General features: G+C 71.7%; 19 protein-coding genes. 10 read left to right on the forward strand and 9 right to left on the reverse strand.

What is annotated here, in order from left to right; genetic code table 11:
- Positions 1-57 precede the first annotated feature (57 nt).
- A complete protein-coding gene (locus ACFV4F_RS22385; RefSeq protein ID WP_380504788.1) occupies positions 58-1,332 on the forward strand; it encodes an ROK family protein in 1,275 nt (424 codons plus the stop codon).
- Here ACFV4F_RS22385 and ACFV4F_RS22390 read toward each other — a convergent pair.
- Positions 1,316-2,242, reverse strand: a complete 927-nt coding sequence (locus ACFV4F_RS22390) for an alpha/beta hydrolase (RefSeq protein ID WP_380504791.1) — start codon at positions 2,240-2,242, stop codon at positions 1,316-1,318. The genes ACFV4F_RS22385 and ACFV4F_RS22390 overlap by 17 nt on opposite strands.
- Before the next feature lie 69 nt (positions 2,243-2,311).
- Between ACFV4F_RS22390 and ACFV4F_RS22395 the strand changes: the two genes are divergently transcribed.
- Together ACFV4F_RS22395 and ACFV4F_RS22400 are read left to right on the forward strand one after the other, a co-directional pair.
- Entirely contained in the window at positions 2,312-2,761 is a 450-nt protein-coding gene (locus tag ACFV4F_RS22395) for a MarR family winged helix-turn-helix transcriptional regulator (protein ID WP_380504793.1), read from the forward strand.
- Positions 2,762-3,022: 261 nt separating this feature from the next.
- Entirely contained in the window at positions 3,023-3,463 is a 441-nt protein-coding gene (locus tag ACFV4F_RS22400) for an SRPBCC domain-containing protein (RefSeq protein WP_380443970.1), read from the forward strand.
- A gap of 56 nt (positions 3,464-3,519) precedes the next feature.
- Here ACFV4F_RS22400 and ACFV4F_RS22405 read toward each other — a convergent pair whose 3' ends face one another.
- From ACFV4F_RS22405 to ACFV4F_RS22415, 3 genes are read right to left on the reverse strand one after another with little or no spacing between them, the layout of a single operon-like run.
- A complete protein-coding gene (locus ACFV4F_RS22405) occupies positions 3,520-3,918 on the reverse strand; it encodes an Imm50 family immunity protein (RefSeq protein ID WP_380504796.1) in 399 nt (132 codons plus the stop codon).
- Positions 3,911-4,426, reverse strand: coding sequence for an Imm50 family immunity protein (locus ACFV4F_RS22410; RefSeq protein ID WP_380504799.1), 516 nt, complete (start codon positions 4,424-4,426; stop codon positions 3,911-3,913). The genes ACFV4F_RS22405 and ACFV4F_RS22410 overlap by 8 nt, the downstream gene beginning before the upstream one ends.
- Positions 4,427-4,484: 58 nt before the next feature.
- Positions 4,485-5,126, reverse strand: a complete 642-nt coding sequence (locus ACFV4F_RS22415) for an HD domain-containing protein (RefSeq protein WP_380443964.1) — start codon at positions 5,124-5,126, stop codon at positions 4,485-4,487.
- A 101-nt stretch (positions 5,127-5,227) separates the two neighbouring features.
- On the opposite strand from ACFV4F_RS22415, the gene ACFV4F_RS22420 reads away from it, so the two are divergent.
- Entirely contained in the window at positions 5,228-6,190 is a 963-nt protein-coding gene (locus tag ACFV4F_RS22420; protein ID WP_380504802.1) for a GlxA family transcriptional regulator, read from the forward strand.
- Positions 6,191-6,335: 145 nt separating this feature from the next.
- Positions 6,336-6,911, forward strand: a complete 576-nt coding sequence (locus tag ACFV4F_RS22425; protein WP_380504805.1) for an AAA family ATPase — start codon at positions 6,336-6,338, stop codon at positions 6,909-6,911.
- Between the two features lie 55 nt (positions 6,912-6,966).
- Here the strand turns inward: ACFV4F_RS22425 and ACFV4F_RS22430 are convergent, their stop codons facing one another.
- Both ACFV4F_RS22430 and ACFV4F_RS22435 read right to left on the reverse strand, forming a co-directional pair.
- Positions 6,967-7,419 (reverse strand): peptidoglycan-binding protein, encoded by a 453-nt coding sequence (locus ACFV4F_RS22430; RefSeq protein WP_380504808.1) that lies wholly within the window; start codon positions 7,417-7,419, stop codon positions 6,967-6,969.
- A 387-nt stretch (positions 7,420-7,806) separates the two neighbouring features.
- Positions 7,807-9,318 carry a hypothetical protein gene (locus ACFV4F_RS22435; RefSeq protein WP_380504810.1) on the reverse strand — a complete coding sequence of 504 codons (1,512 nt, stop codon included), beginning with the start codon at positions 9,316-9,318 and terminating at the stop codon, positions 7,807-7,809.
- 328 nt (positions 9,319-9,646) lie between these two features.
- Between ACFV4F_RS22435 and ACFV4F_RS22440 the strand changes: the two genes are divergently transcribed.
- Complete coding sequence (locus tag ACFV4F_RS22440) at positions 9,647-10,906, forward strand: enoyl-[acyl-carrier-protein] reductase FabV (protein ID WP_380504813.1); 1,260 nt, start codon at positions 9,647-9,649, stop codon at positions 10,904-10,906.
- Between the two features lie 7 nt (positions 10,907-10,913).
- Here the strand turns inward: ACFV4F_RS22440 and ACFV4F_RS22445 are convergent, their stop codons facing one another.
- Positions 10,914-11,267, reverse strand: coding sequence for a MazG nucleotide pyrophosphohydrolase domain-containing protein (locus ACFV4F_RS22445; RefSeq protein ID WP_380504816.1), 354 nt, complete (start codon positions 11,265-11,267; stop codon positions 10,914-10,916).
- A gap of 195 nt (positions 11,268-11,462) precedes the next feature.
- Here ACFV4F_RS22445 and ACFV4F_RS22450 point away from each other — a divergent pair, with 195 nt between their 5' ends.
- A complete protein-coding gene (locus ACFV4F_RS22450; protein ID WP_380504819.1) occupies positions 11,463-11,885 on the forward strand; it encodes a hypothetical protein in 423 nt (140 codons plus the stop codon).
- Positions 11,886-11,901: 16 nt separating this feature from the next.
- On the opposite strand, the gene ACFV4F_RS22455 is transcribed toward ACFV4F_RS22450, so the two are convergent.
- A complete protein-coding gene (locus ACFV4F_RS22455) occupies positions 11,902-12,807 on the reverse strand; it encodes a LysR family transcriptional regulator (protein ID WP_380504822.1) in 906 nt (301 codons plus the stop codon).
- Between the two features lie 133 nt (positions 12,808-12,940).
- Between ACFV4F_RS22455 and ACFV4F_RS22460 the strand changes: the two genes are divergently transcribed.
- Both ACFV4F_RS22460 and ACFV4F_RS22465 read left to right on the forward strand, forming a co-directional pair.
- Positions 12,941-13,654 (forward strand): flavodoxin family protein, encoded by a 714-nt coding sequence (locus ACFV4F_RS22460; RefSeq protein ID WP_380443946.1) that lies wholly within the window; start codon positions 12,941-12,943, stop codon positions 13,652-13,654.
- 96 nt (positions 13,655-13,750) lie between these two features.
- Positions 13,751-14,935, forward strand: coding sequence for a HEAT repeat domain-containing protein (locus ACFV4F_RS22465; RefSeq protein ID WP_380504825.1), 1,185 nt, complete (start codon positions 13,751-13,753; stop codon positions 14,933-14,935).
- On the opposite strand, the gene ACFV4F_RS22470 is transcribed toward ACFV4F_RS22465, so the two are convergent.
- A complete protein-coding gene (locus ACFV4F_RS22470) occupies positions 14,925-16,016 on the reverse strand; it encodes a VWA domain-containing protein (RefSeq protein WP_380504828.1) in 1,092 nt (363 codons plus the stop codon). The two genes, ACFV4F_RS22465 and ACFV4F_RS22470, sit on opposite strands and share 11 nt — an antisense overlap.
- Before the next feature lie 305 nt (positions 16,017-16,321).
- Between ACFV4F_RS22470 and ACFV4F_RS22475 the strand changes: the two genes are divergently transcribed.
- Positions 16,322-21,661, forward strand: coding sequence for a glycosyl hydrolase family 18 protein (locus tag ACFV4F_RS22475; RefSeq protein WP_380504831.1), 5,340 nt, complete (start codon positions 16,322-16,324; stop codon positions 21,659-21,661).
- Positions 21,662-21,862 lie beyond the last annotated feature (201 nt).

Below are 21,862 nucleotides of genomic sequence, written 5' to 3' on the forward strand. Positions count from 1 at the left end.
TCGTTCGGTTATTGTTTGAACCAACTCGGGCCGAAGTCAAGGGAGAAGGAGCGAGCGATGGGATCCGCACACGACGGCGACGGCGTCCGGAACCTGGCGATGGCCGGACCGGCCGTCGCCCGCGACCGCTCCTCCTCCCGCCGCGCCAACCTCGGGCTCGTGCTGCGCCTCCTGCGCGACGACGGCCCCCGCACCCGCACCCGGATCGCCGACGACACCGGCCTGCCGAAGGCGACGGTCTCCAACCTGACGGCCGAACTCCTGGAGGGCGGCCTCATCCGCGAGGGCGGGACCGAGCGCGACCGCACCACCGTCGGCCGCCCGGGCCAGAGCGTCGAGATCGACGGCACCGGCGTCCACGGCATCGGCGCCGAGATCGACGTCGACTACGTCAGCCTCCTCGCCGTCAACCTCAAGGGCGAGGTCACCGCCGAAAAGCGCGTCCCCTTCGACGTCCGCGCCGCGGGCCCCGACGCCGTCCTCGACACCGCCGCCCGGCTGATCGCGCGCGGCGCCGACCGCCTGCGCCGCGCCGGCGGCCGCGTCGTCGGCGTCACCCTCGCCACCCCGGGCACCGTCGACCTCGCCACCGGCACCGTCACGTACGCCTCCAACATCGGCTGGAGCGGCGTCCGGGCGCTCGACGGCCTGCGCCGGCGCCTCGGCCCGACCGCCCCCGAACTGCACCTGGAGAACGACGCCAAGCTCGGCGCCCTCGCCGAGTACGTCCCGGCCTCCGCCGACGGCGTCCGCGACCTCGTGCACGTCACCGGCCAGACCGGTGTCGGCGTCGGCATCATCGCCGGCGGCCAGCTCCTGCGCGGCACCGGCGGCTACGCGGGCGAGGTCGGCCACCTCCGGCTGGTCCCCTCCGAGCAGCCCTGCGCCTGCGGCCGGCGCGGCTGCTGGGAGACGGCCGTCGGCCGCGACGCCCTCCTGCGCCACGCCGCCGACCCCGGCGACATGGTGTGGGACCCGATGATCGACGTCGAGCGCCGCCTCGCCGAACTGCGCGCCCGCGCCCGGGCCGGGGACCCCCGCACGCTCGACGCCCTCCACCGCATCGCCGACGCCCTGGCCCCCGGGATCGCCCTCCTCGTCGACATCCTCAACCCCCGGCTCGTCGTCCTCGGCGGCCATTTCGCCTTCTTCGGCGAACACCTCCTCCCCGGCGTCACCGAGCAGGTCCACGACCTCGTGATGGCCCCGAACGCCGGCGGCTGCGAGATCGTCCTCTCCCGCACCGGCCTGACCGCCACGACCCGCGGCGCCGCGCTGCTCGCGCTCGACGCGGTCTACCGCGACCCGACGCGGGTCATGAGCGCGGACTGACGGTCGGTCGGCCCGTTGTGCGCAGGCGCTGGGCGAGGAAAAGTGCCGCGCGGTCCAGTGCCTCGTCCGCCTCGTCCAGGACCCCGGCGAAGGCCTGGAACACATGCGGCGCGTCGGCGGTGACGTCCAGGACGACGTCCACGCCGGCCGCGGCGGCGCGCGCGGCCAGGCGCGTGGAGTCGTCCAGCAGGAGCTCGTTGGCGCCCACCTGGACGAGCATCGGCGGGAAGCCCGTCAGGTCGGCGCAGACGGCCGGGCTGAGCAGCGGCTGGTGCGGGTCGGCCCCGGCGAGGTACATGGCACCGGTGCGGTCGAGGTCCGCGCGGGTGAAGATCGGGTCGGCGTCCTCCTTGGTGACCATGCTGTCGCCGGTACGGGTCGCGTCGACGCCCGGCGACAGCGCCAGGACGGCGGCGGGCAGCGGCAGGCCCGCGTCCCGGGCGGCGAGGCAGGCGGTGACGGCGAGTCCGCCGCCCGCGGAGTCGCCGGCGAACACGATCGACGACGGGTCCTCGCCGCGGTCGAGGAGGGCCCGGTAGGCGCTCAGCGTGTCCTCGATCGCGGCCGGGAACGGGTGCTCCGGGGCGAGCCGGTAGTCCAGCGAGTACGCCCCGACGCCGGTCCTGGCCACGAGGTTGCCGGTCAGCGACAGGGCCGTCCGGGGCGAGCCGTACACCCAGCCGCCGCCGTGGAAGTACAGGATCGTCCCGGCGCGCGGCGCACCGTCCGGCTCGACCCTGAGGGCGGGCCGGCCGCCGAGCGCCGTCTCCGTGGTGCGGATGGTGCCGGGCACGATCATCCCGGCCATCAGCGCCTCGAATCCGGCCCGGATCTCCTCGACCGTCCGGGGACTCTCCGGACGCGGCTGCCGCAGCATCGCGTCGATCCGCGCACGCTGTTCCCTGCTCATGATGGGCTCCCCTCGAAAGTACCTGCCGCTACACTATATGCCGTGGAATCTAAATCGAGGGGCGAGCCGATGGATCTGCCGGAGTTCTTCGCCGATCTGGTCCGGTGCGAGACGCGGCTCTACAACGCGCTCAACGACCGGCTCCGCGCCCGGCACGGCATCGTGACCTCGCAGTTCGAGTTCCTGCGGTACCTGCGCGACCACCCAGGAGCCCGCGTGGCGGACCTCGCCACCGGGTTCGCCGTCGGCATCGGGGCGACCAGCAAGGGCGTCGACCGCCTGGAGAAGCAGGGCTGGGTCGCCCGGCGACCGAACCCCTCCGACCGCCGCTCCTCCCTGCTCGCACTGACCGAGGACGGGGCGCAGCTCGTCGACGCGGCCGAGCGGACGTTCACGGCGGGGCTCGCCGAGCTGATCGGCGACACGCTCGACGACGCGTCGGTGACGGCCGCCGCGCAGGCGCTCGCGACGCTGCGCTCGGCGCTCGAACGCCGGCAGATCGGCATGCCCACGGGCTGACCACTGCGCACCGGGCAGGCCGTCGCCAAACACCTCGGCGTCCTCGGCCGGGTCGGGCTCGTCCACGACACGCCCTCCGGACGCGAGCGCCGCTACCAGGTCGACGAGGCCCAACTCGCCCGCGCCGTAGCCCAGCTGTCGTCGGTCGGCGCCGCCTGGGACGCCCGCCTGCAGCGCATCAAGCGGATCGCCGAGGCGATCCAGCGCAGCCAGGAGAGCTGAGCCCGCACGAGAACCGCACACGAGAGAGAGGTACCCGCCATGGCGGACATCCTGCACCGGATCGGTGTCACGGCGTCCCCGGAGGCCGTCTTCACGGCCCTGACCACGGTCGACGGACTGGCGAGCTGGTGGACCGAGGACACCGACGGCGACGCCGGCCCCGGCGGCGTGGTCCGGTTCCGCTTCGGCCCCGGCGGCTTCGACATGAAGGTCCTGGAGACCGAGCCCGGCCGCCGGGTCCTCTGGGAGGTCATCGACGGCCCCGAGGAGTGGATCGGCACCCGCATCCGCTTCGACCTCAAGCCGGAGGACGACTACACCATCGTGCTGTTCCGGCACGAGGACTGGAGGGAGCCGGTGGAGTTCATGTACCACTGCAGCACCAAGTGGGCGACGTTCCTGATGAGCCTCAAGGCCGAGCTCGAAACCGGTGCGGGCGCGCCCGCTCCGCGCGACGTCAGGATCAGCAACTGGCATTGAACGGCAGCGTCGTGCGGCGAGGCCGAGGGGCGTCCCCCTTCGGCCCTCGCCGCACGTCACTCGTACCGGCTCCAGAGCCGTCCGACCGGCGGCTCGGCGCGGATCTCGGCCGCCGCGAAGGACACGTCCTTGCCCCGCCCGCCGAGCACGACCCGCCTGCCCGTGAGCGTGGCGCGGGTCGTGGGCCAGCCCGACCACGCGTCGACCTCGAAGTCCGTCACGCCGAGGCACACCAGCACGAACTCCACCGCGTTGTGGCCGCGCTCCCGCCACAGGTCCGCGGCACCGGCCGGGACGGCGAACGCGGAGAACCGCAACGTGACGGACGCGCCGCGCTCGTCGACGAGGACGGAGTCCAGGCCGTAGTCGCTCAGCAGGGGCGGCGGTGCGCCGAGGACCTCGCGGATCGTCCCGGGGTTCGCCAACTCCGCCGACCAGTCGTGGCCGTCACCCATAGAACACCTTCGCGGTCGTGGGCGGCAGCACGCTGCCGTACAGGCGTCGATCGACCGGGCTCACGAACCACCGCTTCGCCGCGTACGGTTCGGCGCGGCCGGAGCAGTACGCGTTGAGGTGCCCCGCCTTGAGCGCGGCGTGCGCGGTGAAGTCCAGCGAGAACCCCGGCCCGCGCACCCCGACCGTGATCCGGCGCTCCCGGTCCCGCAGGTAGCGGCTCAGCTCGACGTCGACCACGGTGCCGCCGGGCAGGCCCCGCATCCGCAGGTCCTCCTCCACCGCCGTGAACTCGACCTGCGCCTCGAACCGGTCGCAGCCCGCGTCCGTCCACTCCTGCGGAGCGAGGTCGGGAAAGCACGGGAGCTCGACCCGCAGGGTCACCCCGGCGCCGCGCGGATTCAGCTGCACCGACCGGAGCACCAGGCCCTCCAGGGGCGGCAGTCCGGTGTACAGCGCGATCAACTGCTCGGAGCCGAACAGCAGCTCCGGCCATGCGTCGGCCGACATGGGTCCGCCCCTCCGGATGCCTCGTTCACCGTCTTGAGCTGGGATGATACTGCGCGTCCTACTCGGCCCAGTCCGAGCCCTTGATCACCTCGACGAAGTCACCGCGCTCGAAGCCCGGCACGAAGTGGGCCAGGACGTCCGCCTTCACGTTGCCGAAGGTCGTGCCGGGGCGGTTCCTGATGCCCTCGGTGAACGCGGCGAGGATGCGGTTCTTGAAGTCGGGCCGCGGGTGCGCGGCCACCACGGCGGCGCGCTGCTCGTCGGTCAAGGCGTGGTAACCGATGCCGAGGACGTCTAGTTCCACCCCGCGGGTGACGAGGGCGATCTCCGGCGCCATGTGCAGCGGGATCTCCGGTGTCGTGTGCAGGGCGACGGCCGTCCAGACCCGCTGCGCGAGCTCGCCGGCCACGCCGTGTGCCGTCAGGAAGCGGCGGGCCTCGTCCGCGCCGTCGATCTCGAACCGCCGGTCGGTGCGGGCGAAGCGGTCGGTGAGGCCCAGGTCGTGGAACATCGCCCCCACGTACAGCAGCTCCGGGTCGAACTCCAGGCCCTGCTCGGCACCGCGCAGCGCCCCGAACACGAACACCCGGCGCGAGTGGTCGAACAGCAGCGGCGAGGCCGCCTCGCGCACCAGCTCCGTCGCCTCGCGCGCCAGGGCGCTGTCCGGGATCCGCACTCCTGCGACCGTCTCGTTCGTCATGGCCCTCTCCTTCGGTGGTCCGCTCGTGGACTCCTCCACACTCGCCCGGGGGCGTAGGCTGGCGCCATGTCCGTACAGACACGCACACCTCGGATTCGGACATGACGCGGCAGGTCGCCTTCCTCGTGTTCGACGGGGTCACCCTGCTCGACGTCAGCGGCCCGATGGAGGTGTTCCACCAGGCCGGCCGCTTCGGCCACCCCTACGCGACCACCCTCGTCTCGCCCGACGGCGACACCGTGACCACCGCCAACGGCGTGGCCCTCACCACCACCCCGGCCCCGGACTTCGCCGGCCCCCTGGGGACACTCGTGATCGCCGGAGCCGACCACCTCGCGACCGACGGCCCCGACGAACACCTCCTCGCCACGGCCACGGCCCTCGCCGAGCGGGCGCAGCGGATCGCCTCGGTGTGCAGCGGCGCCTTCGTGCTCGCCGCGCTCGGTCTGCTCGACGGCCGCCGCGCCACCACCCACTGGCGCCACGCCCACGCCCTCGCGCAACGCCACCCCCGGGTCCGGGTCGAACCCGACGCCCTCCACGTCCACGACGGCCGGTTCCACACCAGCGCGGGCATCAGCGCGGGCATCGACCTCGCCCTCGCCCTCGTCGAACACGACCACGGCGCCCAGGTCGCCCGGGACATCGCCCGCGAACTCGTCGTCTTCGTCCAACGCCCGGGCGGCCAGAGCCAGTTCTCCACCGCCCTGGCCACTCCGCCCGCCCGCGGCGACCTCCTGCGCGCCCTCACCGACGCCGTCCTCGCCGACCCGGCCGCCGACCACAGCCTCCCCGCGATGGCCGCCACCGCCGCCGTCAGCACCCGCCACCTCACCCGGCTCTTCCACACCGAACTCCACACCACCCCCGCCCGCTGGGTCGAACGCGTCCGCCTGGACCGCGCACAACAACTCCTCCTCGACGGCCACACCATCACCAACGCCGCCCGCCACAGCGGCTTCGGCAGCGACGAGACCCTCCGCCGCGCCTTCGCCCGCCACCTGGGCACCACACCGAGCGAGTACCGCGCCAGGTTCGGCAGCACCGGCGGTGGGCCGTCATGAGCGCGGCCGACAGTCACGGGTCGCGGCCTCGTGGCCGTCACCGCTGACAGCCCTGGAGCTGAACTACGACCCCGTGAGACCCTCGACGAGGTCGCGATCGTCAGCGAGTGGGCCCGGGTTCGCAGCGGGTCGGGAAGGCACGTCCTTGCGCAGCGCAGTCACCCCCGACGGCACGCCGCCGCGCCGCCCGGCGCTCGTCGTCGTGAGTGGCCCGCCGGGCGCGGGCAAGACGACGCTGGCGCATGCCTTGGCCGATGCGCTCGGGTGGCCGCTGGTGTGCCGTGACGAGATCAAGGAGCGGATGGTCGCGGCCGGCGCCGATCCCGCCGACGACCTCGACCTGCGGACGTTCGAGACGTTCTTCCGCAGCATCGGCGAGCTCGTGCGGTCGGGGACGAACCTGGTGGCGGAGGCCGCCTTCCAGGACAAGCTGTGGCGGCCGGGTCTGGCGCCGCTCGTGCCGCTGGCCGACGTCCGCGTCGTGCGCTGCACCGTCGATCCCGAGATCGCTCACACCCGCATCGCCCGTCGGGCCACCGAGGAGCCCTCACGGGCGGTCCATGCGGACTCCGAGCTCCTGCGCCGCATCGCCGAGGGGCAGCGGCCGATCGCGTCGTGGGTCCCGATCGCGCTCGATGTGCCCTGCCTGGTCGTCGACACCTCGCGCGGCTGGACGCCGCCGCCGGCCCGGATCGTCGAGTTCGCCACGCACGGGACATAGCGGCGCGGGCCCGCCTCGGGATCGCTCCCGGGACGGGCCCGCGCTCAGTCGCTGGTCAGCACCAGGTTCCCCAGCGGTTGGCGAAGGCCTTCCACGCGGCCCTGGTCTTGGGCCCGGCGTCGCCGTCGATGCCGCCGGTGTCGTAGCCAAAGTCGACGAGGAAGCCCTGGAGGGCGCGGATGGTGTTGGGGCCGACCTGGCCGTCGACGGACCCGGCGTGGTATCCGGCATTGTTGAGGTAGCTCTGCCAGGCCTTCCAGCTGTTGGGGCCGAGCTGGCCGTCGATCGTGCCGGGGTCGTAGCCGGCAGTGTGGACGAAGCACTGAACGCTCTGGGCCTCACTGGTGTTGAGGCCGAGGTTGTTGACGGCCTGGATGGTGATGGTCCGGGTGACGGTCTGCTGCGCGGGTGCGGCGGCGGCCGTCGCTGCACCGGCGAGGGTACCGACACCGATGGCGCCGGCGGTGATGATTCCCAGCAGTGCCTTCGCGGTCCGGTTCGATGCCATGCGTGTTTCCCCCAATTCAGGAATCGGAACGACGACGACGCTACCCTCGATCAGTTGTGAATCGACAGTGCCGATTGTGAAGATTTCGATACCCTCTCCGGAAGGGGTCATTCTGCCATCTCCGCAGGTGAAGGCAGTGGAAACCCGGCACCCCTTTGGTGCACACGCGAACCTGTGGCCTCCTCCGCACCCCTGGCTCCATTCACCATATCCATCACCGTGAATCGGCATAACAGGGCGCCGACATCATCTCCTCGCGATCGGCGAACTGCTTTTTTGGCGCACTGTCAACGAATCGGCCTTTAACGTGATTTGACCACGCCTATATGACAAGGCGGCCTCCGGCCCAGCGGCGCGGGCCGCCGGGCCGGAGACCGGGGTCGGCACCTACGCGCAGAACGCGTTCCTGGGCAGCCCCGCGCACGGGCGCTCCATGCTCGCCTGCGCGGTGAGCGGCGCCAGGTCGAGACCGGTGCGCTGCGGATAGGCCGCGTCCGGGATCGGGCACGGGCCGAAGCCCGCCGCGCACACCAACTCGCCGAAGAGCAGCTGGTCGTCGCCGACCCCGGCACCCTCACCGCAGGGCGGACCGTCCACCGTGCGGCTCTGGATCGACGCCGGGTCGCTGGTGAGGGCGGCGCCGTCGGTCCCGTGGTTCCCGACGAAGCAGTTGTGCGGCGCCGTCGTCGACTCGTTGGCGAGGTCCGCGTTGGTCGGGTTGCCGAAGAAGCCGTTGCGGCCGAACTCGTTGGCCGCCACCAGGTTCCCGTAGGACGTGAAGACGCAGACGCCGGGCAGCTGCGTCCCGCCCTGGCAGGTGCTCAGCGGCGGCGGTGTCTCGCTGTCCGGGAAGTCGTGCAGGACGACGCCCCAACTGCCCTGCTGCTGGATCCGGTTGCCGCGGATCGTGTCGCCGTGGCCGCCCGAGATCTCGATGCCGGCGCCGATCGCGCCCGCCAGCCCGGAGAGCGGGGAGTTCGGGTTGTTGTTGTCGTGGATGAAGTTGCGCTCGATGAAGGTGCACGATCGCTGCGGCGCGCCCGGGCAGCTGCCGTTCTGGGGCGGGGGCGCGTCGTCGTTGTTGAGCGAGTTGGCCACGATCCCGCTGCGGTTGTGGTCGAACTCGGAGTCCTTGATGGTGTAGCCGCCCGAGTTGGTACCGGAGAAGCCGATCGCCGAGTTCTGCCCGTGCGCGTCGAGGAGCGTCACCCCGCAGATGTCGCGGCACGCGCCCACGTAGTAGTCGGAGTCGCCCATGTTGGACGCGTAGGTGTGCGCGATCTCCGCCGGGCCCGTCGCGTTGGACGCGAAGATGCCGTACTGCGCCATGGACGCGTTCGGGTCGGCCGCGCCGAAGCCGGACGTCGCGGTCAGGTAGGCGCCGTGGTAGCCGTGCAGGCCGATCTGCCCGCTGCCGTCGCCGCCGTTCCACCAGATCTCGTTGCCGCCGCTGCCGTCGGCACCGGAGAGGTAGTTGCAGACGGTGAGGTTCTCGATCGAGACGTCGTCGGCCCTGGAGACGACGACGCCGCTGCGACCGGTGGTGTCCTGCAGCGCCGGGTCGGCCGGGCAGGGCTGCGCCGCGCTGCCGTTGCTGCCGTCGACGACCACCCGGTTGCGGTCGAGCCCGCGGAGGTGGACGCCGGGGGTGGTGATCAGCACGCCGGCCTCGGCGGTGGCCTTCTCGTGGTACACGCCGGGCCAGACCAGCACCCAGTCACCGCCGCGTGCGGCGTCGACCGCGGCCTGGATGGTCCCGTACTGCTGCGCGGCGCCGCTCGGGCAGGCTGCGGTACTGCCGTTGCACACGAGCAGCACCTGCGGGCCTCCCCGCTCGTACGCGGCCGCCGCCGGGGCGAGTCCGCCCGCCGCCAGCGCCAGCGTTCCGAGCAGCGCCATCAGGGGTCTGGTGCGGCGGGGAACCGGTCTCTTTCTCACAGCAATCCTCCATCGGATCAATTGATCTGACGCAGCGTCAGATCAATTCAGCCTCCGGCCCGTCCGAGAGGGAGTCAATCAGCCACGCAGAGCCGTTCCGGCGAACCGTCCTCCCCCGAAACCGCAGGTGACAGGCCGTCGCCGCGGTCGCCCACGAAGGCGTCGCGCGCGTAGGGACGGCTCCGACAAGATTCGCGAGCGGACCCTGGCGCATGTCGCCACATACCCGCACCCGCTCACCCGACAGGATGAAGGCAAAGACGCTCGTCACCAGGCACGAAGGACACCGATGACCCTCCGCGAGATCAAGCCCGGCAACCGGGGCTTCCTCTACCTCAACTCCCACCCCGGGGGCTGCGCCGCCGTCGTCGACGAGCTCTGGGAGCGCACCCCCGCACCCACCCACACCGCACCCGCCGACACCGCACCCGCTGACACGGCACGCACCGGCCCGGCGGCCGCGGACCCGGCCGCCGCGGACGGGCCCGTCGCCCTGATCATCGGCTCCAGCGCCGGCTACGGCCTCGCCGCGACCGTCGCCGCGCTGCGCACGTACGGCATGCGCGGGCTCGGCATCGCGTTCGAGGCCCCCGAGACCGAACGCCGCACCGCCTCCGCCGGCTGGTACCGGACGGCCCGCGCGGCGGAGCTCGCCGGGACGGACGGCGACTTCGCGTTCCTCAACGCGGACGCCTTCTCCGCCGCCGCCAAAGACGAGGCGCTCGACCACCTCGCCACCCGGTACGGCAAGGTCGACTACCTCGTCTACAGCGTCGCCGCGCCCCGCCGCACCGACCCCGGCACCGGCGAGGTCCACCACTCCGTGATCAAGCCCCTGGGCTCCGCCTACCGGGCCAAGACCCTGCAGTTCGACGGCGACACCCCGCTCGTCGGCTCACTCGAACTCGCGCCCGCCGCCGACCCGGAACGCGACGCGACCGTGCAGGTCATGGGCGGCGCCGACTGGAAGCTGTGGATCGACGCCCTGACGGACCGCGGCCTCGTCCGGGACGGCTTCCACACGGTGGCCCTGACCTACGTCGGCTCCGACCTCACCGCGCCGATCTACCGGGCCGGCACCATCGGCGCGGCCAAGCGGCACCTGGAGGACACCGCCCGCCGCCTCCAGCAGGACCTCGCCCCGCTCGGCGGCCGGGCCCACACCGTGGTCGCCGGCGCGGCCGTCACCCAGGCCTCCACGGCCATCCCGTCCATCGCCCTCTACACCAGCCTCCTGCACGCCGTCCTCGGCGACGGCTTCCAGAGCACCGCGCAGCAGGCCACCGCCCTGTGGCAGCAGCTCACCGGCGCGGCACCGCTGCAGCTCGACGAGGAGCAGCGGATCCGCCTCGACGGCTGGGAGATGGACGACAAGGTGCAGGCCGCCGTCCACGAACGCTGGGCCGCCGCGACCACCGACACCCTGCCCGAACTCGCCGACACCGCCTGGTTCCGGGCCCAGGTCGGCCGCCTCTACGGCTGGGACGTCCCCGGCACCGACTACACCGCCCCGGCCGAGACGACGGTGCCCTGGCCGACCGTCGACTGACGTTCCGTCAAGAACCCGTGTGCTCACCGTCGGCGGTGGCGGCGAGCTTGCCGGCGATGGACGCGCCGAGGTCGGACATGGTCCGGCGGAAGGCGGCTTCGAGGTCCACGTCGTAGTGATGGGCGAGAATCAGCACCGACCAGAGGCAGTCGGCGAGTTCGTGCTCCAGCGCCGGCCGGCCACCGGGGACGTCGCGCACGCCCTCCTCGGCCATGACGAGCTTGGCCAGATCGCCGACGTCCCCGACGAATCCGAGCATGAAGTCGCCGCGCGTCCACGTCCGGCCGCGCTCACGGCGGTTCAGCTCGTCATAGAGGTCGTGGACGTGGAGCGCCTGACGCTTCAGCTCCTCAAGGTTCATCGGTCTCTCCCCCGTCGACCCGATCAGGGAGTCGACCCTCGTCCCCTGCCGCGCGGTTGTCAACCGACCGCGCGGCCGGTGAGCAGGCAGAGGTTCAGACGCTCCGCGTGTGAACGGCCTCGCGATCGGGGTGCGCCGCCGCGGCCTCCGTGACGGTACAGTGCCGGCTCCACAGCACGGGGGAGGGGCCTGAGGATGGAACTCACGCGTCGGGAGAGGCGCTGGCTGGTCGCGGCGGGCGTGGCAGCGGCCGGAGTCGCGGCGTGCTACGCGTGGGGCGATCCCTACCCGTTGCCGTACAAGGTGCGGGACGCCTCGGTGCTGGGCCCGATCGCCGTGGACGACCCGCGCGTCGGCGCGGTGTCGGTCGGCTCCGACGACCACACGGTCTCTCTCCACGTCGACTGGGGCGGCTGCGACTACCGGCCCGACCTGGTCGCCCACGAAGCGGCCGACCGGGTCACGATCGTCCTGAAACGCCGCGATGCCTCCGGCCCGGACATCGGCTGCGAGGACGGCGGTGCGGCCCGGCTGAGCACGCACCTGGCCCGGCCGCTCGGCAGCCGTGCGCTGGTCGACGGCGTCACGGGCGAACCGGTTCCCGCCGCCAAGGGCTGACGCCTGGGCAGCGGCGTCAGAGATCCGCAACCGCCGGTTCCTTCGAGGCGTGGAGCAGCAGGTCGCGCAGGGCCGTCGCCGTGTCCGTCGGGTCGGTGGGGGTGAGGACGACCTGGTCGACGGTCGTCGACGGGCCGGTGAGGGGGATGATGCGCAGTCCCGGCGGCTCGTGGTCGAGGGCGGACTCGACGGTGATGCCGATGCCCGCGCCCGCCGCGACGTGGGCGGCGATGGCCTGCACGCTGTCGGCGGTCCTGATGATGCGGAGGTCGGCTCCGCCGATCTGAAAGGCGGCCAGGAGGCGGTCGCAGAGGCCGCTGTTGATCTGGTGGGGCCAGGTGAGCAGGTCTGTGGTGGAGAGCTCGGCCGCGCTCAACTCGGTGTGCCCGGCGAGGGGGTGGGCGGCGGGGACGAGTGCCACGAAGCGTTCGGTGGAGAGCACCCTCGCGCGGACGCCGTTGATGCCGCCGGCCGCCCAGCCGATGCCCAGGCCGATCGTCTCGGCGCGCAGGGCGGTGAGCTGGGCCGTGGTCGGCATGCACTCCGGCACGATCGTCACGTCGGGGAACCGGTCGCGCAGTTGCGGGAGGCAGCGCAACAGCAGCTGCTGGCCGGTGTATTCGGCGTGGGCGACGACGAGAGTGGTGCGGGCCCGGTCGCCGGCGGCCAGGGCGCGTCCGCGCTGCTGGAAGCGGCGCAGCTGGGCGAGGGTGGCCCGGGCGTCGGGCAGCAGCGCTTCGCCGAGGTCGGTCAGTGTCACCCGTCGGCTGGTGCGGTGGAACAGCCGGCCGCCCAGAGCGCTCTCCAACCGTCGGACGGCGTCGCTGACGGTGGGCTGCCCGCGGTGCAGGCGTGCGGCGGCGCGGCCGAAGTGGAGTTCTTCCGCGACCGCGACGAATGCTTCGAGTTCGATCCTGTCCACGGGGCCAGGCTAGCGCGATCGATCGGCGGGGCCGATCGCTGTATGCCGGAGTTCGGCGTTGATGCCGTGCCGCGGGCAGGCTGTGATGGTGGGGCAAGCAGGGCTTCCCCACGAACGGAAGTAGTGAACAGTCATGGCAGTCAACAGCGTTGACCGTGAGCACGATGCACCGACCGTCACCGTCACGGTGGTCTACCACTCGGTGCACGGGCACACCCGGGTGCTGGCCGAGCACCTCGCGGACGGGGCCCGGGTGGTGCCGGGCGCGCAGGTGCACGTCGTCGAGATCCGGGCGGAGGACGTCACGGCGGGCCGCTGGCGCGATCCGGAGGTGATGGCGCTGCTCGGCCGCTCCGACGCGATCGTCTTCGGCAGCCCGACCCTGATGGGCAGTGTGTCGGCGGTGTTCAAGGCGTTCATGGAGGCGGCGTTCACCCCGTTCACGACGCAGGCGTGGAAGGACAAACTGGCCGGCGCGTTCACCATGTCCGCCTCGCAGAGCGGCGACAAGCTGACGGTCCTGGAGCAACTGGCGGTCTTCGGCGCCCAGATGGGCATGCAGTGGGTCGGCGTCGGCGACATGCCGGGCAACAACTGGAGCGGCGGCACCCGCGACGACGTCAACCGGCTGGGCTCGTGGCTCGGCCTGATGAGCCAGAGTCACGCCGACCTGGGCCCGGAGCAGGCCGGATCGCGTGGCGACCTGATCACGGCGGAGCGCTACGGCGAGCGGATCGCGCGGCTGGCGCAGCGCTGGGTCAACGCGGTGCCGTACGAGACGCCCCGGATGACCGAGCACGAGGCCCGCGACCTGTCGGCCGCCCTCCGGGCGACGGCTGCCGCCTGACCTGGTCGTTCCGCCCCTCGCCGGCTTCGGGGCGCGCCCGGCCCGCGGCCGTGAAAAGCCGTTGGCCGGGGGCACCCCGCGTGGAACGATCACCGCATGACCGACGACAGCGCCGCCATCCGCCGCCTGTGGGGCCGCCTCCTGTACGAGCAGCAGGCCGAACCGCTCGTGTGGGCGGAGGCGGTCCTGCGGGCCACCGGTCGCCCGCAGGCCGCCGTCGCCGCGGCGATGTCCGGCCGGATCGACGCCCTCGACGGGGCCGACCCCGCGTTCCTGCTGTTCCGTACGGTCGGCAAGCTCTCCGCCAACCTGTGCCGCAACGCGCTCTACGACGAGGATGTCGGCGAGCGGATCGGCCTGCTCGCCCTGCGGCTCGGCGGGCTCGAACCCTCGCTCGCGGGGCCGCTCGGGGACGCGCTCGGCCACCTGCCCGACGGGCCGGCCTCCCTGGTCACCGTCCACGCCGCCGAGCTGCGGGCGGGCCGCACGGGCCGGATCCGGGCGATCGACGCGCTGCTGCAGTGGGCCGAACTCGGCCACCCGCAGGCCCTCGCGGCCCTGCACGACGTCGCCTCCGACCACCGCACGCAGGACGTCACCGTCTGGACGAAGGCCCTCAACCGGATCGCCCTCTTCGGTGACGCGGACCTCGAACCGGGCCTCCTGCGGGCCGTTGCCGACACCGGGCACCGCGGGGTGCGGTGGTCCGCGGTCGCCTGTGGCGAACTCGGGTTCCGGAGCGCCGTTCCGCTGATCACCGCCCTGCTGAAACACCCCGACCCGCAAACCCGCGAGGGCGCCTGCGAGGCACTCGGCCTCCTCGGGGCCGGGACCGCCGTCCCCGCCCTCGCCACCCGGCTGAACGACGACAACGGGTGGGTCCGCACCGCGGCCGCCCGCGCCCTCGGAGACATCGGCGGCGATGCCGCACTCGCCGCGCTCTGGCAGACCATGCTGGAGCGCCGGAACCCGAAGGCCGGTCACCTCGCCGCGGCCATAGCCGCCTTCGGCCCGGCAGTCGTCGACGATCTGATCGCCCTCACCGCCGACCCCGACCCGGACCTGCGCGCCTTGGCCTGTCGCGCCCTCGGCTCCACCGCCGACGACCGCGCGCTGCCCGTGCTGGAGCGCCTCGTGGCCCACGACCCCGCCAGGACCACGCTCGGCGGCCTGGTCGCGACCGCCGCCAAACAGGGCCTGCGCACCGCGCACCGCATGCGCCGGGCGGACTCGGCCGCCGGCCCGGCCCCCGGCCCGACCACCGATCCGGCTACCGGATGACGAGCAGCCGGGTGCCCGGCACCAGCTTCCGGTTGACGGACGTCGACTGCACGAACACGGTGTACGACGGGTTCTCCCCCGGCTTCACCGTGACCTCCGACTGCGGCAGGCCCAGGAGCTGACGGGCCGCCGGGCCCGAGAACACCCGGCCCGTCATCTTGCCGGTGGCCGGGTCTTTCTCCGCCACGGCGAGTTGCTTGGAGCCCTGGATCTTCTCGCGCTTGGACAGCTCGTAGAAGGCGCAGCCGGTCTTGTACTCGTGCCCGGAGCGGGTGACGAACTCGCGGATCTGCACCTGCTCGTCGACCGGGATCAGCGTGTACTTGCCGGCGTCCAGGGCGTCGAGGCTGGCCTTCACGTCGGCCGTGCTCAGGTCCTGGCCCATGGTGAACAGGTTCTTCGTGCCGCGCACACCCTGCTCGCGCCCGCGCAGGAAGCTCGTGGCGGCCGACTTGACGGTGCCGATGGCCTCCTCGACGCCCTTGCTGGAGTCCGCGTCCCAGATCGCGATGTTGCCCGCCGGGAACCCGTACCCCTGGGCGGTGCGCTTGGCCAGGGAGTTCGGCACCAGGATCGCCGAGGTCCAGTGGTCGGGCAGGTCGTCCATGGCCCGCCGGATCCGGTCCGTCCACGAGCGCAGGACGGCGGCACCCTCGGTGCCGTTCATGCGGATGTGCATCTGCCCGTTCTCCGAGCAGCCGGAAGCGTTCTCCTCGCCGTCGGTGACGACGACCTGGAGGAACGAGTGCTCCCCGTAGCCCTCCCAGATGTTCTTCAGGTCGTCGAAGGACTTCACGGCCGCCTCGATCAGCGCCGTCGCACCGTTGTCGACCTGGTAGAGGCCCTTGAGCGACGGCAGGTGCTTGACGTCCATGTCCCAGACCAGGTTCTGCACCTCGTGGTCGAACGCGTAGAGGCTGATCCGCGTCTCGTGCCCGAGCCGGTCCGACTCCTCCTGCAGCCCCTTCACGAACTCGTCCACCACCCGCACGAGTTGCCCCTCGTGCTGGCGCATCGAACCGGACTTGTCGACCACGAGCGACACGTGGTTGACCTTGTGCTTGATCCTGTTCACAGCCATGGTCCTACCCCTCTCCCAACGCCCGTCCGACGCCGTTCCGGCGCCCCCTCCGACGTTGGTTCCACACTATGGGGCGACACTGACAATGACGCTCCGACCTGCGGTTCCACGGATTCTGACGACCCGTACGCCCGTGTCAACGCCCGCGTTGACACGATGTCGACGCCGCGTGGACGCCCGTACGGTGTCCTCGGCCGGTCCGGCTCCGTTCGGGAGCCGCCGGAAAGGACACGTCCGTGCACAGCTCCGCACCACCACGGCCGCGGCGCAGACCACCAGGCCTGCTCCGCGCCGTAGCCGCCGTCTTGTCGGGGGCCCTCCTGTCCGCGGTCGTCCAGACCCTGGCAACGCCCGCGCAGTTCGCCGCCGCCGATCCCAACCCGGACGCCCACCCGGTGGTGATCTCCATGGGCGACAGCTTCATCTCCGGCGAGGGCGGCCGCTGGGCCGGCAACGCGTTCACGGACGACGCGGGCGCCTGGGGAACGGACAGTTCCACCGCCGTCTACAAGAACATCCCCCGGGCGGACGGCAGCACCGTCGACACCTCGTACGACCCCGGGGGGAACAAGTGCGACCGTTCCAGCATGGCCGAGATCACCGGCGTCCAGATCCCGCACAGCCCTGATCCCGAGCGCATCAACCTCGCCTGCTCCGGCGCCACCACGGACAACATCACCTCGACGGTCCCGGGTTGGAAGGAGCCCACGTCGCAGGCCGACCAACTGGCCGCGATCGCGGCGGACAAGAGCCGCCGGATCAAGATGATCGTGGTGTCGATCGGCGGGAACGACATCCACTTCTCCGACATCATCGCGGCCTGCGCCGCTTCCTGGGGGGCGATCAACGGCGATCTCTGCAGCAAGGAGGGCGGCAACACCTCCAACACCTTCCGCCAGGACATCGCACGGGTCCAGGTCAAGATCGAGACGGCGCTGGCCGCGATCAGGAAGGCCATGACGGCCGGCAACAACTACACGCCGGACTCCTACCAACTCGTCCTCCAGTCCTACCCGAACGTCCTGCCGCCGTCGAGCCAGATGCGTTACTGGGAGTCGGTGTCCTACAAGCGCTGGACCTCGGGTCGCTGCCCCTTCAGGGACAAGGACATCGACTGGGCGCGGGAAACGGTCATCACGAGCCTGCGCGGGGCCCTGAAGCGCGCAGCGGCCGACCAGCAGGCCACGTTCCTGGATCTCGGCAAGCTCTTCCTCGGGCACGAACTGTGCAACACGGATGCCGCTCAGGCCACCAAGGACAACGCGACGAACCCCATCAAGCCGCGCGACGCCGAGTGGGTCCGGTGGATCCCGTTCAAGCCCGAGGACGCGAAGGCGAACTGGGGTGACATGCAGGAGGCCATCCATCCGAACGCGTTCGGACAGCGGGCGCAGCAGACGTGCCTCAACCTGCTCGCCGCCGTGATCACCGACCCCAGGCCGCAGGCCCCGGGGCCGAACTCGTTCGGGTGCACGTCGATGGGCAAGCTCGACGACCGGATCGCCTTCTACCGCGACACCCCCAACACCCCCGCGACCAACTCCTACGGCTGGCCTTACTACGAGAGCCTGAAGACCACCTCGAACCCGATGTGGATGAACAACGTCGAGGACTCCGCCCCGCTCGGCTCGCTGTCGATCCCGGGCACGCACGAGACGATGTCCCATTACGGCGGTGAGGCCGTCACCACGCAGGAGTGGGACAACGATCAACAGACGTCCCTCGTCGACCAGTTGAACGCCGGCATCCGGTCGATCGACATCCGGGTCGACCCCGACGGCGACAGCGCGGACGACAAGCTCTGGTTGTGGCACGGGATCATGGGCCAGCACGCGGCGCTCGGCTTCGGCGTCCTCGACCCGTTGACCAAGTGGCTCGACGCGCACCCCACCGAGACGGTGCTGCTCAGCCTGAAGACCGAGAACACCGTCTACAAGACCGTGTGGCCGGACCTCCCGGACGACTGCGGCATCGTCGGTGCGCACCGGCCCTGCGGTCCGCGGCTGCCGCAGAAGACGGAGCTGTCCACCGCCGAGACGCAGCAGCTGATGGGCGACGAGTTCCAGAAGTACGTGGACCGCTACCAGCGGTACTTCTGGACGCCTTCGGTCACGCGCGGCCAGTCGGCCGACACGCCGCTGCTCGGCCAGGTGCGCGGGCGGATCGTGCTCAACTCCTTCCGCGGCCCGCACGGCGGCCTGTACGGCGAGTGGGGGCTGAAGACGGCCTCGGTGGACGCCCGCGTCCAGAACGACTACGACATCCCGACCGTCGCCGACATCAAGCCCAAGTGGGACAAGGTCCTCGCGCACCTGACCAAGACGCGCGCGGACACCGACAACACCGCCCTCTACTTCAACTACCTGACCGGGGCCAGCGCCGGCGCCTACCCGTACAGCGTGGCCGGCGGCGCCGGGGGCACGTGGGGCGTCAACCACTGGGCCTGGGACTACTTCAAGAACTCCGACACCGGCGGCCGCACCGGTGTCATGATGATGGACTATCCCGGCGGCGAGCTGATCTCCCAGATCATCGGACACAACACGTCCGTCACGCTCACCCCCGCCGGCGGCGAGTCCGGCCGGCACAGCACGGACAACCGGGACTGGAGCGTCGGCCCCGGCGAGATCCGCAGCATGGTCACCAACAAGTGCCTGGACGTCGACCTGGGCAGCACCAACGGCCAGGCGGACGGCGCCAAGGTGCAGCAGTGGGGCTGCGGCGGCAGCAGGAACCAGCAGTGGACCCTGGACGACCAGTCCCGGGTGGTCAACGCCAACAGCGGCAAGTGCCTGGACGTCGACGTCCCCAGCGGCACCGTGCAGCAGTGGGGCTGCGGCCCGAACCCCAACCAGAAGTGGACCCACGCCGGGACGTGGCTGCGCAACCAGGCCACCCAGAAGTGCCTGGCGGTCACCGACGGCAACGACGGCTCGCGCGCCGTCCAGGTGGACTGCGGCGAGTCCCCGGTGGGCTCCGCCACGGACGCGGGCGACCCGTTCGACGCCACCCCGGACGACCGGCAGGCCAAGCCCGCCGCCTCCGGCGACTGCCGCCCGGACGGGATGACGCCCAGCCCGGGCGCCCGCTACTGCGACGTGTACGACACCAGCGGCCGGGAGTGGCTCGGCGGCCGGGACAAGCGCGTGGTCGGGTACTTCACCGGCTGGCGCACCGGCGCCAACGGCGAGCCCCGCTACCTCGTCAAGAACATCCCCTGGTCGAAGGTCAGTCACGTCAACTACGCCTTCGCCTCGGTCGGCCAGGACAACCGGATCGCCGTCGGTGACGAGGCGACCAAGACGACCTGGCCCGGTGTGGCGGGCGCCGAGATGGACCCGTCCCTCCCGTACCAGGGCCACTTCAACCTCCTCACCCGGTACAAGCGCCAGCACCCGCAGGTGAAGACGCTGATCTCGGTCGGCGGCTGGGCCCAGACCCAGGGCTTCTACACCATGGCCACCAACGCCGACGGCTCGGTCAACCAAGCCGGGATCAACACCTTCGCGGACTCCGTCGCCGCCTTCCTGAACCAGTACGGCTTCGACGGCGTCGACATCGACTACGAGTACCCGGCCTCGCTCCAGAACTCCGGCAACCCCAACGACCAGGGCATCGCCAACCCCCGCCGGGCCGGCCTCCAGGCGGGCTACGTCGCGCTGATGAAGACGCTGCGCGCCAAGCTCGACCAGTCCGGTGCCGCCAACAGCCGCTACTTCCTGCTGACCTCGGCGGCCTCGTCCTCCGGGTACCTGGTGCGCGGCGAGGAGAACCAGCAGGCCCTGCAGTACCAGGACTTCGTCAACGTGATGTCCTACGACCTGCACGGCTCGTGGAACAGCTACGTCGGCCCGCAGGCGCCGCTGTACGACAGCGGCCAGGACAACGAGATGGCGGCCGCCGGGATCTACAACGACACCGACCCGAACACCAAGGACTACCAGAAGACCGGCTACTTCAACACCGACTGGGCCTACCACTACTACCGGGGCGCGCTGCAGGCCGGCCGCATCAACATCGGCGTCCCGTACTACACCCGCGGCTGGCAGGGCGTCACGGGCGGCACCAAGGGCCTGTGGGGCACCGCCGAGGGCGACCAGTCCAAATGCCAGCCGGGCACCGGGCTCGCCCAGAAGTGCGGCAACGGCGCCACCGGCATCGACAACGTGTGGCACGACACCGACGTCATGGGCAACGAGGTCGGGGCCGGCTCGAACCCGCTGTGGCACGCCAAGAACCTCCAGGACGGGATCCGGCCGGGCTACCTCCCGGACTACAGGGTGAACCCGAACCAGCAGGTCGGCGGCTACGAGCGGAACTTCGACCCGGCCACCCAGTCGACCTGGCTCTGGAACGACGCCAAGAAGGTCTTCATCTCCACCGAGGACGACCAGTCGATCAAGGCCAAGGCCCAGTACATCGCCGACAACGGCATCGGCGGCGCGATGATCTGGGAGCTCGGCGGCGACTACACCAAGCGCTCCAACGGCGAGTGGGGCATGGGCTACGACATGACCACCCTCGTCGACCAGACCCTGCGCGGCTCCGGCGCGCCCGGCGCGGTGCGCAGCGACCAGGCGCTCCCGCAGCAGACCCTGGACGTCAAGGCCGAGCTCGCGGACTTCCCGTCCGACAACGCGCAGCTGTGGCCGATGCAGCCCAAGCTGCGGATCACCAACAACACCGGCCAGACCCTCCCGGCCGGTACCGAGCTGTCCTTCGACATCCCGACGTCCACTCCCCCGCTGATCAAGGACGAGGCCTGGCACGAGATGACCGGCGCCGTGGCGCCCGGCCGGACCGGCCCGAACGTCGGCGGCCTGAAGGCGGACTTCCACCGGGTGACGATCAGGCTCGGGTACTGCGAGGACGTCCCGGCCGGGAAGGCGCGGGACATCGGGATCAAGTACTACCTGCCGATCACCGGCCCGGCCAACTTCAAGATCAAGGTGAACGGCACGGAGTACGGGCTCGCCCAGGACGCCCGCAAGGGCACCACCCCGGCCACGCTGGGCGCCACCGGCGGCTCGTCCTGCCAGGCCGAGCCCTGGGACCCGGCCCGCACCTACAACCCGGCCTTCGCGCCGTTCGCCCTGTGGAAGACCGGCGACCTCTGGAAGATCCAGGACTTCAACAGCGGTAACGTGATCGACCACCCGGGCAGCTGGACCACCGCCCACCTGGTCGACTCGCAGAACGGCAACGCCAACCAGCTCTGGAACGTCAGCGAGGAGGGCGGCCCCGGCTGGTACCGGATCAAGAGCACGACCAGCGGCCACGAGCAGTGCCTCGGCGCCGACCAGCGCTTCGGCAGCCTCACGGTGCGCGACTGCGACTGGAGCAACGGCCAGTGGTGGCGCTTCCTCGACGCCCAGGGCAACGCCTTCAGCGGCGGCGTCCCGAAGGACGGCAGCGCGTACGGGCTGACCTCCTACGCGGGCTTCGTCGCCGAGCCCAGGAACAGCGGCGTGCAGCCCGGCACGGCCATCGTCGCGGGCGACCCGGACGGCGCCACGCGGACCGTGGTCTCGTACAACGGCTACTACTGGAAGGCGCGGTGGTGGACCAAGGGCCCCGACAACCACGGGACCCCGAACACCAGTGACCCGTCCGACAGCTGGTCGCGCCTCGGCCCGACGGGCTGAGCCCGACCCGCACGACCTGCACGACCTGCACGACCTGTGAGACTCGTGAGACCTGCGAGACCTGCGAGACCTGTGACCCGTGGGGGGGGCGCCCCCCCCCCGGGGGGCCCCCCCGCCGGGGGGGGGGGGGGGGGCGCCAGGGCGCTCGAGGGGGGCTGGGGGCGGCCCCGCCCAGCGAGTCTCGGGGGGGGGCGCCCGCGG

Source organism: Kitasatospora sp. NPDC059722 (assembly GCF_042733235.1).
In the GTDB taxonomy this organism is placed as follows: Bacteria; Actinomycetota; Actinomycetes; order Streptomycetales; family Streptomycetaceae; genus Kitasatospora.

Excerpts from the sequence above, each read along its gene's own strand:
- ACFV4F_RS22385 (WP_380504788.1), top strand. The coding sequence starts at position 58 with ATGGGATCCGCACACGACGGCGACGGCGTCCGGAACCTGGCGATGGCC.
- ACFV4F_RS22390 (WP_380504791.1), bottom strand. The coding sequence starts at position 2,242 with ATGAGCAGGGAACAGCGTGCGCGGATCGACGCGATGCTGCGGCAGCCG.
- ACFV4F_RS22395 (WP_380504793.1), top strand. The coding sequence starts at position 2,312 with ATGGATCTGCCGGAGTTCTTCGCCGATCTGGTCCGGTGCGAGACGCGG.
- ACFV4F_RS22400 (WP_380443970.1), top strand. The coding sequence starts at position 3,023 with ATGGCGGACATCCTGCACCGGATCGGTGTCACGGCGTCCCCGGAGGCC.
- ACFV4F_RS22405 (WP_380504796.1), bottom strand. The coding sequence starts at position 3,918 with ATGGGTGACGGCCACGACTGGTCGGCGGAGTTGGCGAACCCCGGGACG.
- ACFV4F_RS22410 (WP_380504799.1), bottom strand. The coding sequence starts at position 4,426 with ATGTCGGCCGACGCATGGCCGGAGCTGCTGTTCGGCTCCGAGCAGTTG.
- ACFV4F_RS22415 (WP_380443964.1), bottom strand. The coding sequence starts at position 5,126 with ATGACGAACGAGACGGTCGCAGGAGTGCGGATCCCGGACAGCGCCCTG.
- ACFV4F_RS22420 (WP_380504802.1), top strand. The coding sequence starts at position 5,228 with ATGACGCGGCAGGTCGCCTTCCTCGTGTTCGACGGGGTCACCCTGCTC.
- ACFV4F_RS22430 (WP_380504808.1), bottom strand. The coding sequence starts at position 7,419 with ATGGCATCGAACCGGACCGCGAAGGCACTGCTGGGAATCATCACCGCC.
- ACFV4F_RS22435 (WP_380504810.1), bottom strand. The coding sequence starts at position 9,318 with ATGGCGCTGCTCGGAACGCTGGCGCTGGCGGCGGGCGGACTCGCCCCG.
- ACFV4F_RS22440 (WP_380504813.1), top strand. The coding sequence starts at position 9,647 with ATGACCCTCCGCGAGATCAAGCCCGGCAACCGGGGCTTCCTCTACCTC.
- ACFV4F_RS22445 (WP_380504816.1), bottom strand. The coding sequence starts at position 11,267 with ATGAACCTTGAGGAGCTGAAGCGTCAGGCGCTCCACGTCCACGACCTC.
- ACFV4F_RS22450 (WP_380504819.1), top strand. The coding sequence starts at position 11,463 with ATGGAACTCACGCGTCGGGAGAGGCGCTGGCTGGTCGCGGCGGGCGTG.
- ACFV4F_RS22460 (WP_380443946.1), top strand. The coding sequence starts at position 12,941 with ATGGCAGTCAACAGCGTTGACCGTGAGCACGATGCACCGACCGTCACC.
- ACFV4F_RS22465 (WP_380504825.1), top strand. The coding sequence starts at position 13,751 with ATGACCGACGACAGCGCCGCCATCCGCCGCCTGTGGGGCCGCCTCCTG.
- ACFV4F_RS22470 (WP_380504828.1), bottom strand. The coding sequence starts at position 16,016 with ATGGCTGTGAACAGGATCAAGCACAAGGTCAACCACGTGTCGCTCGTG.